14 protein-coding genes are annotated in these 13,632 nt (G+C 66.1%); 12 read left to right on the top strand and 2 right to left on the bottom strand.

Going from position 1 to position 13,632, the window contains the following annotated elements; translation table 11 throughout:
• Positions 1 to 103 precede the first annotated feature (103 nt).
• The 12 genes from FHW94_RS09300 (at position 104) to FHW94_RS09245 (ending at position 11,823) form a co-directional block, all read left to right on the top strand.
• Entirely contained in the window at positions 104 to 1,030 is a 927-nt protein-coding gene (locus FHW94_RS09300) for a dihydrodipicolinate synthase family protein (RefSeq protein ID WP_168555335.1), read from the top strand.
• Positions 1,031 to 1,032: 2 nt separating this feature from the next.
• Positions 1,033 to 2,256 (top strand): FAD-dependent oxidoreductase, encoded by a 1,224-nt coding sequence (locus FHW94_RS09295; RefSeq protein ID WP_168555334.1) that lies wholly within the window; start codon positions 1,033 to 1,035, stop codon positions 2,254 to 2,256.
• Entirely contained in the window at positions 2,253 to 2,555 is a 303-nt protein-coding gene (locus FHW94_RS09290; protein WP_168555333.1) for a (2Fe-2S)-binding protein, read from the top strand. The genes FHW94_RS09295 and FHW94_RS09290 overlap by 4 nt, the downstream gene beginning before the upstream one ends.
• Entirely contained in the window at positions 2,552 to 3,964 is a 1,413-nt protein-coding gene (locus tag FHW94_RS09285) for an FAD-dependent oxidoreductase (protein ID WP_168555332.1), read from the top strand. Before FHW94_RS09290 ends, FHW94_RS09285 begins: the two co-directional genes overlap by 4 nt.
• A 114-nt stretch (positions 3,965 to 4,078) precedes the next feature.
• Positions 4,079 to 4,570 carry a VOC family protein gene (locus tag FHW94_RS09280; protein WP_168555331.1) on the top strand — a complete coding sequence of 164 codons (492 nt, stop codon included), beginning with the start codon at positions 4,079 to 4,081 and terminating at the stop codon, positions 4,568 to 4,570.
• Between the two features lie 30 nt (positions 4,571 to 4,600).
• Complete coding sequence (locus FHW94_RS09275; protein WP_168555330.1) at positions 4,601 to 5,008, top strand: RidA family protein; 408 nt, start codon at positions 4,601 to 4,603, stop codon at positions 5,006 to 5,008.
• 167 nt (positions 5,009 to 5,175) lie between these two features.
• Entirely contained in the window at positions 5,176 to 5,469 is a 294-nt protein-coding gene (locus FHW94_RS09270) for a hypothetical protein (protein WP_168555329.1), read from the top strand.
• Between the two features lie 100 nt (positions 5,470 to 5,569).
• Positions 5,570 to 6,007, top strand: a complete 438-nt coding sequence (locus FHW94_RS09265) for a hypothetical protein (protein ID WP_168555328.1) — start codon at positions 5,570 to 5,572, stop codon at positions 6,005 to 6,007.
• Between the two features lie 424 nt (positions 6,008 to 6,431).
• Positions 6,432 to 8,531, top strand: a complete 2,100-nt coding sequence (locus FHW94_RS09260) for a TonB-dependent receptor (RefSeq protein ID WP_168555327.1) — start codon at positions 6,432 to 6,434, stop codon at positions 8,529 to 8,531.
• A 78-nt stretch (positions 8,532 to 8,609) separates the two neighbouring features.
• Complete coding sequence (locus tag FHW94_RS09255) at positions 8,610 to 9,209, top strand: gluconate 2-dehydrogenase subunit 3 family protein (protein WP_168555326.1); 600 nt, start codon at positions 8,610 to 8,612, stop codon at positions 9,207 to 9,209.
• Entirely contained in the window at positions 9,209 to 10,894 is a 1,686-nt protein-coding gene (locus tag FHW94_RS09250; RefSeq protein ID WP_168555325.1) for a GMC family oxidoreductase, read from the top strand. Before FHW94_RS09255 ends, FHW94_RS09250 begins: the two co-directional genes overlap by 1 nt.
• Positions 10,891 to 11,823: a sugar phosphate isomerase/epimerase gene (locus FHW94_RS09245; RefSeq protein WP_168555324.1), complete on the top strand. Its 933-nt coding sequence runs from the start codon at positions 10,891 to 10,893 to the stop codon at positions 11,821 to 11,823. The genes FHW94_RS09250 and FHW94_RS09245 overlap by 4 nt, the downstream gene beginning before the upstream one ends.
• A gap of 14 nt (positions 11,824 to 11,837) precedes the next feature.
• On the opposite strand, the gene FHW94_RS09240 is transcribed toward FHW94_RS09245, so the two are convergent.
• Both FHW94_RS09240 and FHW94_RS09235 read right to left on the bottom strand, forming a co-directional pair.
• Positions 11,838 to 12,212, bottom strand: coding sequence for a nuclear transport factor 2 family protein (locus tag FHW94_RS09240; RefSeq protein WP_168555323.1), 375 nt, complete (start codon positions 12,210 to 12,212; stop codon positions 11,838 to 11,840).
• Positions 12,213 to 12,228: 16 nt separating this feature from the next.
• Entirely contained in the window at positions 12,229 to 13,533 is a 1,305-nt protein-coding gene (locus FHW94_RS09235; protein WP_168555322.1) for a cytosine permease, read from the bottom strand.
• Positions 13,534 to 13,632 lie beyond the last annotated feature (99 nt).

The raw sequence follows: 13,632 nt of genomic DNA, 5'->3' as shown, positions 1-13,632 counted from the left end.
GAAACCTGACCCGCTGGCATCGGTCGTGATGAAAGCGGGCAACCGAGCCGAGATTCAAAAAAGCTCGGCCGGCGCGGCGCAGGTCAGGAACAAGGACGCAAGAATGGCAGTCAGCAAGCGGTCGCGGGTCAACTGGCGGGGGTACATCCCTGCGATCACGACGCCGTTCCTCGGGGAAGAGGGCCTGGACGATCAGGGTATCGGCCTGCTGCTCGAATGGCTGGTCGACCAGGGCATGCATGGCTTGGTGCTGGCCGGCACGACCGGCGAGTGGACCAGCATGACCCCGGCCGAGCGGGCGCGCCTGTTCACCGTGGCCGGCGCGCAGATGGGCAAGCGCCTGCCGCTGATCGCCGGCTGTTCCAGCTTCACCGCGCGTGAGACGATCGCCTATGCCCAGCATGCAGCGACCTGCGGCTTTGAAGGCGTGCTGATCACGCCGCCGCCCTATATCCGCCCGCGCGGCGAAGAAATCGTCGCCTTCTACGAGGAAATCGGCGCGGCGATCGATCTGCCGATCTGCGTCTACAACTGGCCGCCGGGCACGGGCGTGGACATGCCGCTCGATCTGCTGCGCCGCCTGGCCGAGATCGACGCGGTGGTGGCGATCAAGCAATCGACGCCGCGCTTCACGCATTTTGCCGAAACCTTCTTCGCGCTGCACGAGCAGGTGCGCGTGTTCGGCTTCCCGATGGACGAACTGGGCCTGACCATGCTGCGCGTCCACGGCGGCGATGGCACGATGGGCGCGGGCGGCGTGCTGGGGCGCAACCAGACCGGCTTCTACGACAAGCTCTGGGCCGGCGACGTGGAGGGCGCGCGCGAATGCGGGCGCAAGGACCGCGTGCTGATGGAGGAATGGTACACGCCAGACCTGATCGGCCGGTTCGGTTCGGGCCCCGCCATTCTCAAGGCGGCGCTCGATGCCATGGGCCTGCCCGGCGGCGCGGTGCGCAAGCCGCTGCTGGCGGTGAGCCAGGCCGATCGCGAAAGCATTGCCGCGACGCTGCGAAAGCTCGATATGATCTGACCATGGCGGCCGTACCCACCAGCTTCGATATCCTGATCGTCGGGGGCGGCCTCGTCGGTGCGGCTTCGGCCTGGCATCTGGCGCGGCTGGGGCTCAAGGTCCTGCTGGTGGAGCGCGGGCATCCCAATGCCGGCGCTTCGGGGCAGAACGCCGGCTCGCTGCATTTCCAGATCGAGCGCCGCTTCCTGGAACAGGGGGAGCAGGCTGCCGCCGACGGCGCGCGCATCGTCACGCTCAACCGCCTGGCGATCGAGGAATGGCGCGGGTTGGAAAACCTGCTGGGCCGCCCGCTCGACGTGGCCATGCACGGCGGGCTGATGGTGGCCGAAACCGAAGCGGACATGGACCTGCTCGCGTTCAAGGTGGCGCGCGAGAACGCGCTGGGCCTCGATACGCAACTGCTCGATGCCGCGCAGCTGCGCGCGCGGGCACCCTGTCTCTCGCCGGCGCTGGCCGGGGCGGCCTGGCTGGAAAGCGAAGGCCATGCCAATCCACGCATTCTGGTCGATGCCTATGCCGCTGGTGCCCAGGCGCAGGGCGCGCAGATCCGCACCGGCACGGCGGTAACCGCCATGGCCATGGCGCGCGATGGCACTTATCGTGTCACCCTCGACGGGCCCGATGGCGCGCTTGCCGTCCAGGTGCCGCGCGTCCTGCTGGCGGCGGGGCACCGGGTGCCGCACCTGGCCGGGCTGCTCGGGCTCAACGTGCCGCTCTATGCCGCGCCTCTGATGATGAGCGTGACCGACCGGACCGAGCCGGTGTTGCCCTACCTGATCCAGCATGTCGGCGCGCGGCTGTCGATGAAGCAGACCGAGGACGGCAACCTTTTGATCGGCGGCGGCTGGGCTTCCCGGCTGGCAAAGCGCGCGGACGGCACGCCCGATCTGGACCAGCCCGCGATTATGGACAGAGCGAACCTGCGCGCCAACCTGGCCGTGGCGACGCGCGTCATGCCCCTGCTCAAGCGCCGCGCGCTGCTGCGGACCTGGACGGGCACGACCTGCATTTCGGCCGACCAGCTGCCGATCGTGGGCGAGATTGCAGCGGCGCCAGGCCTGTTCGTCGCGGCGGGCGGCTCGCTGTTCACGCTGGGCCCGGTGCTGGCGCGCCTGCTCGCGCAGACGATAGCGCAAGGAAGCGCGCAGGGGATCGGGGCCGGGCCGCTGGCGCTGTTCCAGCCGCGCCGCTTTGCCCACCTCGATGCCTTTGCGGTGCTGCCATGAAGCGGATCGAAGACAATGTCGTGCGCCCGGCGTCGATCACGGTCCTGATCGACGGTGTCGCTTTGCGCGCCCATCCGGGTGAAACCGTCGCGGTGGCCGTTCTGGCTTCGGACACGCGGCGGTTTCGCGACGATCGCGGGGGGCGGCCGCGCGGGATGTTCTGCAACATGGGCACTTGCGCTGAATGCACCGTGTGGATCGCGCGCGGAGACGGGCCCTGGCGCCGGCTGCGGGCGTGCCTTGTCCCGGTCGAGCCGGGCCTGCGCATCACCACCCGCGATCCGGAGGCGGCGGCATGAGCGCCTACGACGTGGCGATCGTCGGCGGCGGTCCCGCCGGGCTGGCTGCGGCCGAGCGCACAATGGCGGCCGGGCTTTCCACTTGCATTGTCGACGAGCAGCAGCGGCCGGGCGGCCAGATCCTCCGCCAGCCGCCCGCCACGTTCGCGGTGGCCGGTTGGCTGGACGGTGCGCCCTACCGCCAGGCGCGCGCCTTGCTCGCGCGCGTGGCGGCGGACAAGGCGCTCCACTGGCGGGGCGGCGTTTCGGTGCTGGGCATTGCGCCCGAGGCGGACGGTTTCGTCCTTTCCCTGTCCGATGGGTGCGAGGGCCTGCGCGACGTGCGGGCGCGGCGCGTGCTGGTGGCGGGGGGCTGCTATGACATGCCGGTGGCGCTGCCGGGCTGGACGCTGCCCGGCGTGATGAGCGCGGGCGCGGTGCAGACCCTGGTCAAGGCACAGCAGGTGCTGCCCGGCCAGCGTATCGTGCTGTTCGGCACCCATCCGCTGATGATCGTGCTGGCGCAGCAGATCGTGGCGGCGGGCGGACGGGTGGATGCGGTCTGCTTTGCCCAGCCCTTTGCCGTGATCGCCAAGGCCGCGCTGGCGCATCTGGCCCGCGCGCTGTGGACGCCCACGCCGCTGCTGGCGGCAGCAGCCGGCCTTGCCGCGCTGCGACGTTCTGGCGTGCCGGTGCGTTTCGGCGCGCCTGTCGTGCGCTGCGAAGGATCGGACCAGGGCGTGATGCGGGTGGTGATTGCCGGCACCCACGGCGAGGAGGCCCTGGCCTGCGATGTTGCTGCCCAATGCTATGGTTTCCTGCCGCAAGCCGATCTCGTGCGGCAGATCGGCGCACGGGTGCGCTGGTCCGGTCCGGCCGGCGGCTGGGAAGCCGTGCACGATGATGCGATGCGCGCGAGCGTGCCTGGTCTTTATGTCGCGGGCGAGACGACCGGCGTGGCGGGCAGCGATGCCGCCATGGCAGAGGGCGCCCTGGCCGGGATCGGCATGGCGCGCGATGCCGGCGCCTTGGGCGAGCCGGCGGCGCAGCGTGCCATGCGCCAGGTGCGCCGCGCCCGCGCGCGGATGCAGGGCTTCATCGACCTGCTGCGGGCGGTTGCCGATCCGTGTGCCTTTCTGCCCGAGGCAGCGGGCGAAACGCTGCTGTGCCGCTGCGAGGATGTTTCCGCCGGCGCGGTCGATGCCGCGATTGCCGATGCCGGTCATCTCGGCCAGGCCTATGGTGCCAGCGCGATCAAGCTGCGCTGCCGCGCGGGCATGGGCCTGTGCCAGGGGCGCAGCTGCGAACATGCGCTGATCCGCCGCATTGCCGCTGCGCGCGGCAGTGCCGAGCGCGACGTCGCCGGGTTTCGCGCGCGCTTCCCCGCCCGCGCGGTTTCGATCGCGGACATGCTGGACGGGCCCGCATAAGCGGCACGCGGGCCCGGGATGTTGCGCGGCGCGCAACATTTTCGTTCAAGGCCCGCCATTGCAGCGCACAAGGCCCGGCTTAGGCTGACAGCCGTTCCCAGCCCGGAGATGCGCATGACCGAGCCCGCCCTTGACCGTCCCGTCTTCATCGAGGCCGACCATGTGTCATGGACGGTCCAGGATGCCGATGCCGTGGCGAAATTCTACATCGACGTGCTCGGCGCAAGCGAACTGTTCCGCATGGGGCCGATCGACGCGGCCGACATTCCGGTGGGCGCCGATGGCCGCGACTGGATGGCCGCGCACGTCAACGTGCCGGGCGCCTGCCTGCGGCTGATCATGCTCAAGCTGACGCCCAATCTCAATTTCCAGCTGGTGCAATACGACAAGCCCGCCGATCGCGGCGCCGTGCTGCCGCGCAACTGCGACTGGGGTGGCCATCACCTGGGCCTCAAGGTCGACAATGTCGAGAAGGCCGCGCGCTATCTCGCCGCTCATGGCTGCACGCCGATGGAAGTGATCGAGATCAGCGAAGGCCCGCTCGCCGGCAAGAAGAACCTCTATATTCAGGACCCGTGGGGCCACCAGCTCGAACTGGTCGATTGATCGTTGCAACCTCGCGAAAGTGTATTCGACATGACCAGCACCCGCATCAATCCCGAAACGCTCTATCCCAGCGTGCAATACGGCTTTTCCCATGCCACCCTGGATGAGGCCACCGGCACGGTGCATCTCTCCGGGCAGGTCGCCTGGGACAAGGATTACACCGTGGTCGGCGTCGGCGACGTGGGCCTTCAGACGCGCCAGGCGCTGGCCAATATCAAGGCCGTGCTGGACTCGCTGGGCATCGGCCCGGCGCAAGTGCTGCGCCTGCGCACCTTCGTGGTAAACTACGACGTGTCGATGCTGGGCGCGATCGGTCCCGAACTGGGCGCGTTCTATGGCGGTGCCATGCCCGCCGCCAACACCATCGTCGGCGTCCAGGCGCTGGCCATGCCCGAATTCCTGATCGAGATCGAAGCGATCGCCACCATTCGGGCGTAACGCCAACCCCTGTTCTTGCGCGCGAAGGCACCGTTGCACGGCGACGGTGCCTTTGTCGTCAAGTGGTGGATAGCGCTTGGTCCGGTTTCAGGTCGAAATCGGAGAAATCCGCCTGTAATTGGTATCGTGATGGCGGGTCAGACCATCGGTCGAAGGGCGTTGCTACAATGAGAAAAGATGCTGAGGCTGTCGAGCGTGCATTCGTCAACTTTTGGAAGCGCACCTACCCGATCAACTCCGACAGAAAATTGACCCTCGCCTTTCTAATTCGGGCAGGTGATTGGAGGCCACTCGATGCGTCATGGTGGCGCGGCAAAGAGGTGTCGATCATCGGAGCCGACATCTATGGCAACTTCCTCCTCCGGCATTGCGACGGGTCAGTGAGATATTGGGATCATCAAAGGCAAACGGACGAGATCATCGCGTCGAGCGTCGTCGAGTTTTGCGAGCGTATTGAATGAAGGCGTCCAGCGTCGGCATTTATGACCGCGCGGCCATGCCGCCAGCGACCGTCATTGGGGCGAACATGGACAAGCGAGCGGGACCCGATATGCTCCCCGAATGCGCCCTATCTCAATCCGTTGGTTTGACCGGCTGTTTCTAACGGCGTTGGCGCTCAGCTTGCCGCTAGGTGCGCTTGAAACGTGGCAGGTGCTTGCCACAAATCCCGGCACAACGGCCTACGCGCTCCTGTCGTTTGGTGTCCCAATCATCCTATGGCTTTGCCTCTGGTTTTTCATTTCCGTTCGTGCCAGCAAAATAGCCAAGTGGATTTGGACCCTATTTCTGGTAGCTGACTTAGTTTCTTTTCCCATCGTCTCAGCAATGGCCGGGGGCTATTTCACTAGAGCTCTTTTTCTTCATGGTGTGTTGGGAATTGCGGTGCACATTGCTAGACTATTATTGCTCATTACTGCAACCGGAATGCTGTTTCGCCATGACGCTAACCAATGGTTTGCAAGTCGTGGCCGGCCGATTGATGCCAGCATTTTTAGCTGACAGTACTCAAACGGACATCGGGCTCGATGTCCGCAATTAGGCAGCCTGATTGCCGCGCGAAATGACCGGGTATGGGCGATTCCGGACAAATAGGATCTCCGCGCCTCCGCGTGCCCATAAATTCACTCGGCGACCCGGACGCGGGCACTTTCCTAAAGCGGCAGCCTGCCTTGATCCCCACGACCTAATTTGCGCCAGCGACAATGAAAGCGGGATGGCGATCGCATTGATCCCGCGTGCCATTGCTGTGACCATCACACCCAGGCAGCGGTTCAACCGGTGCGCGCGAAGCAGGCGCGCCGTGCCGCAAGCGATGCGACCGTGCGCGGCAAGACGTACGGCGCAGGCAGGAGCAGCAATAGCACGTGGCACGTGCCGTCCGGTGCGGTGGTGCCGACCGAATTGGCTCATGGGGGTTTTGATCATGAAGATGCACTATCTGACAGCGATATCGGCAGCGGCCCTCACGGCCGCGACTCTCGCGCCGACGACCGCCCTTGCGCAGGCAGCCCCGCAGGCAGACGCGTCCGACACGCTCGCGCCCAATGAAATCACCGTCACCGCGCGCAAGCGCAACGAGACGGCGCAGACCGTGGCCGACCCGATCAGCGTGGTCACCGCCGCCAAGATCGCCAATTCGGACTTGCGCACCCTGCAGGACGCCGTGCGCCTGACGCCCAACCTCGTCGTGCTCGACGGGCTCTATCCGGGGTACAAGACGGTATCGTTCCGGGGCTTCACCACCCTGGGCCGCGACGGCGAATTTCCCTTTGCCACCGTGGTGGACGGGGTGGTCCAGCCCGGCCAGATGTTCTTCCAGCAGGAACTGGTCAACGTCTCGCAGATCGAGATCCTGCGCGGGCCGCAGGGCACGCTCTATGGCGGCGGTGCGATTGCCGGCGCGATCAATATCGTGACGCGCAAGCCGACCAACGATTTCACCGGCAGTGTTTCGGCGCAATATCTCTCGGGCAACGAGAAGCGGGCGATCGGCAGCATTTCCGGCCCGATCGTGAAGGACAAGCTCTACTTCACGTTCGGTGCCACGGCTTACAAAGGCGATGGCCTGATCAAGAACCTGGCCAACCCGCTCAATGCCGATTTCGGCGAGGGCGTGACCACGCGCGGATCGCTGATCTTCACGCCGACCGCGGACTTCACGCTGGCGCTGAGCGCCTCGACCACCGACAGCAAGGTCGGCGGCCTGTGGCTGGCTCCGGTGCCCGATGTCGATTTCCGCGATACGGTGCCCAATCCCAGCGAGAACCAGCCGGGCATCGTTCGGACCAAACTGCGCGCCTATTCGCTCAAGGGCGATTGGACCATTCCCAATTTCGCCACGCTGACGGCGATCACCGCCTATTCGCGCGGGCGGGATTACACCACGGCGGACGGCGATTTCTCGGCGGCCGACAACTATACGCAGAACGTCTTCTTCCTCGACGAAACCTGGTCGCAGGAACTGCGCCTGACTTCGAACGGCGCCGGGCCGCTCAAGTGGAACGTGGGTGGCTATTACCAGGATGAGCGGCGTTTCTACACCAGCAACTATGGCTATGCCGGCAATCCGCCGGTGTTCTTCTCGCACAGCGATACCAAGCGGACCTACAAGACCTTCGCGCTGTTCGGGCAGGTTTCCTACCAGATCACCGACCGGGTCGAGCTGACCGGCGGCTTCCGTTACGACTGGGAGCACCAGACCTACGACGATCTCGATCCCGCCTCGACCGGGCCCAAGCAGCTCAAGCAGAAGTTCTCCGAACCGCAGGGCAAGGCTTCGGTATCGTACAAGTGGTCGCCCGACCTGTTCACTTATGCGAGCTATTCGCGTGGCTATCGCAAGGGTGGCTTCAACCCGAGCAGCGCGGAGATGTTCCTGACCTACAAGCCGGAAACGGCCGACAACTACGAACTGGGCTTCAAGAGCAATCTGGCCGGCAGCATGGTGACGCTGAACGGGGCGCTGTTCTACACCGATTTCCGCGGGCAACAGTTCTCCACCTCGCGCGTGGTCGAAGGCGTGGGCATCTACACCGCGATTTCGAACATCAACAAGACGCAGGTCCTGGGTGCCGAGGCGGAACTGACGATCCGGCCCACCCGCGGGCTCAGCCTGTCGGGTTCAGTCGGCTATTCCGACGTGAAGATCAAATCGTACCTGCCCGAAGACCCCGATACCTATTACGACCACGTCATTCCGCAGATCTACCGCTTCACCGCCCAGGCGGGGATCGATTACGAAGCGCCGCTGTCGGACGCATTCACGCTGGTCGTGCACGGTGACATGGCGCACCGCGGCAATGTCTATTGGGACGTGGCCAATTCGCTCGAAACCGGGCCCAAGACATTCTTCAATGCCAAAGTCACGCTGCAGCGCGGGGCCTGGTCGCTCTCCGCGATCGGCCGCAATCTCAGCAACGAGCGCACGCCGATGGCGGTGGGCGCCCACGCCTATGGCACGTCCACGCTGGCCAGCTACAACGCGCCGCGCCAGTATGGCGTGGAACTGGGCGTGAAGTTCTGATCGGGTTCAGGCCGGCGGTGATTTTCCCCGCCGCCGGCCTTTTCCCCCAGCAGAGTATTGCCGTTGCATCGTAGAGAAATGCTCAAATGGATTGCCGCCGCGGCGCTGGTTGCGCCCGGCGCGGCGCGGGCGATGGCGGGGCATGACCATCATGCCATGGCGGCCGATGCGGCCCCCTCTGCCTTGGCGCCGCCGGCCTACACCCCCTTTGCGCCTGCGCGCCATGCGGCGCTCGATCGCCTGGTGGACCTGATCATTCCGGCCGACACCACGCGGGGGGCAAAGGAAGCCGGGGTTACCGGCTTTATCGAGATGATGCACCAGCACTGGATGAGCCCGGAGGAACAGCGCCGCTGCGATGCCGAGCTGGATCTCGTCATGGCAGCGTTCGCGGCCGGCGGCGATCCGGCCGTGGCGCTTTACGACGGGCGGCGGTTCAAGGCGCCGACGCTGCGCAAGCTGACCGTCTATGGCTATTACACCAGCGAGATCGGCGCGACCGAGGAGCTTGATCTCAACCTCGTGCCTGGCGCCTATGACGCCTGCGCCGCATTTGGCGCAGGCGGGCCGGCGCCCGCGCTCAACGTCTGGGGCATTTCGCTCTCGCTTGATCCGGGGCCGCGCGCCGCCGATGCCGCGCCGCCGGCGATCGCCCCTGCGGCGAAGGGAGCGGCGTGATGGACGCGGACGTCATCGTCGTCGGTTCCGGTATTTCGGGTGGCTGGGCTGCCAAGGAGCTGACCGAGCGTGGTTTTTCGGTCTTGCTGCTGGAGCGCGGGCGCCATGTGGAGGCTGGCACCGATTATATCACCGAACATCTCGCGCCGTTTCAGCTGCCCTATCGCGGCTTTGGCGACCGCCGCCGCTATGCCGCGCGCAAGCCGGTGCAATCGCGACTGGCCGGTCTTTCGGATGCCAACGACCACTGGTTCGTCGATGACGTCGACAATCCCTATGCGACGCACCCGGATGCCGAATTCGCCTGGATTCGCGGCTATCATCTGGGCGGCCGTTCGATCACCTGGGGCCGCGCGTCGTTCCGCCTCAGCCCGCTGAACTTCAGCGAGGCCGGGCGTGACGGGCATGGCATTGCCTGGCCGATTACCTACGACGATCTGGCGCCATGGTACGCGCATGTCGAGCGCTTCATCGGCGTCAACGGCGACCGTGACGGCATAGCCACGCTGCCCGATGGCGAATTCATGCCCGCGCACGGCATGAATTGCGTGGAAGAGCATGTGAAGGCGGTCCTTGCCGAGAAGTTCGCCGGGCGCCCGATGATCAACGAGCGCAGCGCGGTGCTCACCCGGCCGCTCGGCGATCGCCAGCCCTGCCACTATTGCGGCCCGTGCATTCGCGGCTGTTCGACGGGATCCTATTTCAGCAGCGAAAGTTCCACGCTGCCCGCCGCGCGCGCCACCGGCCGGCTCAAGATCATGACCGATGCTATCGTCGATTCGCTGGTCTATGATCCCGCGACAAGGCGGGCGACCGGCGTGCGGGTGATCGACGCCAAGACCAAGGCGCGCACGACGCTGGGCGCGCGCGTGGTGTTCCTCAACGCCTCCACGTTGGGGACGACGCAGATCCTGCTCAATTCGCGCGATCCTGCCAGCGGGCGCAGTTTCGCAAACCGGTCCGATGCGTTGGGCCGCTATCTGATGGATCATGTCATGGGGCCGTTCGGCCTGGCGACGATCCCCGGCTTTACCGACCGCATGCCCTTGGGCAACCGCCCGAGCGGCATCTACATTCCCCGCTTCCAGAACCTGTCGGACCAGGGCGGCGCGGATGAGCGGCCGTTCCGGCGCGGCTATGGCTATCAGGGCAGCGCCTCGCGCCAGATGTGGACGCGCGGCGGCGAGGGCGAGGACATCGGCCCTGCGCTCAAGCATCGGCTGCGTAGGCCGGGGCCGTGGCAGATGTTCATCGGGGCGATGGGCGAATGCATGCCCTATGCCGACAACCGTGCCACGCTGGGCAAGGAACTGGATCGCTGGGGCCGCCCACTGCTCGACGTGGCATTTACTTGGCACGCGAACGAGCATGCCATGGCCCAGGACATGGCGGCCGAGGCCAAGGCCATGCTGGAGAGCGCGGGCGGCACCGACATCGTCACCAGCGCCGACCTTGGGCCCGGCGGCCTGGCCATCCACGAAATGGGTACCGCGCGCATGGGGGCCGATCCGGCGCAGGCCGTGCTCGATGCGCACAACCGCTGCCACGACGCGGCCAATGTCTTTGTGACCGATGGCGCCTGCATGACCGCTTCGGCCGCGCAGAACCCGTCGCTGACTTATATGGCGCTGACCGCGCGCGCCGCTGCCTTTGCCGCGGACCAGATGAAGCAAGGAGCGCTATGATGAACCCCTTCGCGATGTCGCGCCGCAGCCTGATCGGCGGGACTGCCGCAGTGGGAGCGGCGGCCTTGCTGGGCGGCGGTGCGACGCTGGCTCGCCCGCCGCGGCGCCCGCTGGGCATCCAGCTCTATACCCTGATGACCCTGCTCGATGCCGACTTCGAAGGCACGATCGCCAAAGTGGCGGCGATGGGCTATCGCGAAGTCGAGACGCTGGGCAGCTTCGGACGCGACCCCGCCTTCGTGCGCGCGGTGTTCGACCGGCATGGCCTGGTCTCGCCCTCGCAGCACATCATGCCGCCGGGCCTCTACGAAGTGTTCGACGATGGTGTGGCCGGCCGGATCGACCGGGCGACGTTCGAGCGCAAGTTCATCGAAGCCTTCGATTTTACCCGTGTTGAGGGATTGATCGATGCCTGCGCCAAGCAGGCCGGCCCGCTTGGACAGAAATACATCACCTGGCAGATCACCTGGCCATCGCAGCTGCAATCGCTGGCGCAGATCAAGCAACTGATTGCCGCGCTCAACCGCGCCGCCGATGCCGCGCACGATCGCGGGTTCCAGCTGGCCTACCACAACCACGACCAGGAATTCCGCAAGCTGGGCGGCGATGTGCCCTATGACCTGATCCTGAAAGATACCGACCCGGCCAGGCTGAAGTTCGAACTCGACCTGGCCTGGGCAACCAAGGCCCGGGTGGATGTGCGCGGCTATTTCGCGCGGAATCCGGGTCGGTTCCGCATGGTTCACATGAAGGACATTGCCGCAGACGGCAGCGTGCGTGATCCCGGCACGGGGATGGTCGATTTCCGCAGGATCATCCCGGCGGCCGAACGCGCGGGAGTCGAGCACTTCTTCGTGGAATACGACGTGCCGACCGACCCGCTGCGCACCGCGGCCGATGCCCAGAAGTACCTGGCGCCGCTGATGTAATCGCGGGCGCGCCGTCAGTTCTCCTCGGGTCGGCCCATCACTTCGAAACGCGCGATCCTGCCGTCGCGGAAGCGCGCGTGGGCCATGCAGACTTCCGAACCGGCGAGGCCGTCGGCGGTGAAGGTGCAGCGATAGTGGACGAAGCCCTGCGTCTCGTCGCTGAGCAAGGCGATGGGCGGCTGCAATTCCACCGTATCGGTTGCCTGGCGGATACGGGCGAAATGGGCGCTGATTTCTGTGGGCCCGGTGCCGCGCAGACCGCCATCGACCAGGAACGGCGCATCTTCGGTGAAGTGCTGCGCAAAGCCGGTCGGCGTGAAGGCGTCTTGGCGATAGGCTTCGTTCCACCACGCGAACATGCGGGCGATGGGGCTTTGCGTGCTGGTCATGGTCGCTCCGTGATGGTCAGGCGATGGCTGGCCGCGCGCGGGACACGCGATCGGCTGCGAACAGAAACACCATCGCGGCCAGCAGGGCATCGATGGTGGGGGCGTGGGTGATTTCCGCAAGACCCAGGCCGACATTGGCCACCGGCAGCGTGGAAACGCCGACGGCAATGCCGAACAGCCAGGCCAGCATCTGTGGTACGCGGAACGCGGGCACCGGCGCGTCGACGTCGGTGTAGCGGCTGCGGCGCAGCAGGAAATCGGCGACATAGACGCCCGACATGGGCGCGATCAGCAGGCCCATGAACGTGAGCATGACGATGAAATGGCCGAGAATGTCGGCGGCCGCGAGGCATGTGCCGAGAATGCCGGCGAGGGCTGCCAATTGCCAGCGTTCCACTTTCGGGAACAGCGCCGAAAGCGCCAGTGCCGAGGCATAGAGGTTCTTGTCGTTGCTGGTCCAGGTGGCGAGGATGATGATCAGGCTGCCGGGCAGGGCAATGCCCGCCGCCAGCATCGTCGCGACAAGATCGGCGTTGTTGTAGATCGTGCCCAGCGCGGCGGCGAGGATCAGCAGCAGCGGGAAGGCCACGGCATAGTTGATCGTCATCGCCGTCACGTTGTCGCGCGAGGTCTTGAGAAAGCGGCTGAGATCGGGGTTGATCGAGCAGCCGAACACTTCGGCGCCGATCACGGTGGACACGATCATGCCCAGGCCCATGGGCTCGGCTATCGGGCGGATCGCCAGGAGCGGCCCCAGACCGTGGCGATCCAGCCCGATCCCGAGCGGCACGAGCGTGGCCAGGAGCAGCAGCGGCACGCTGACCACCGCGACTTTGCCCATGGCCTTGACGCCGATCACGGCGGTCGAGGCGATCAGCGCGCCGACCAGGACCACGCCGATCCGCTCGTCGAGCTGATAGCTCAGTTGCGTCCGCAGGATGGCCGCCAGGCTCTTGACCAGGATTTGCGTCTGCAGCCCGAACCAGCAGAACGAGGAAAGCACCATCATCGCCACGATGGCGATCGACCCGTGCCGTCCGAACGTGCGCTGGATGATCATCGCCGTGGGCAGCCGCGCCACCAGCCCGATATGCCCGGTGATCACGCCCCACAGGCCCAGCAGCGCGCTGGCGATGACGATGCCGGCGGCCACGGTCGGGAAATCGGCGTGTTGCCCCAGCGTGCCGCCGAACGCGAAGAACGGCACGGAAATCGAAACCCCGACCAGGACCATGGTCAGGAACGGCCAGCTGCGCAGCGCGCCGGCTTCGGGGGGACGCTCGGGATTGCGCTCGACGATGCTGGCAATCCTCTTCAACATGGGCATTCGATCGATCTCCGGCGGCCGCCAAAGCATGGCCGGCCAAGGGAATAGTGCCCCCGATCGTGTCAGATGCGTGGGCCGCGGCAAGGGTGGGCA

It is taken from the genome of Novosphingobium sp. SG720, assembly GCF_012275365.1.
GTDB classification, from domain to species: Bacteria; Pseudomonadota; Alphaproteobacteria; order Sphingomonadales; family Sphingomonadaceae; genus Novosphingobium; species Novosphingobium rhizosphaerae.
This window is presented reverse-complemented; position numbering and strand designations above follow the sequence as displayed.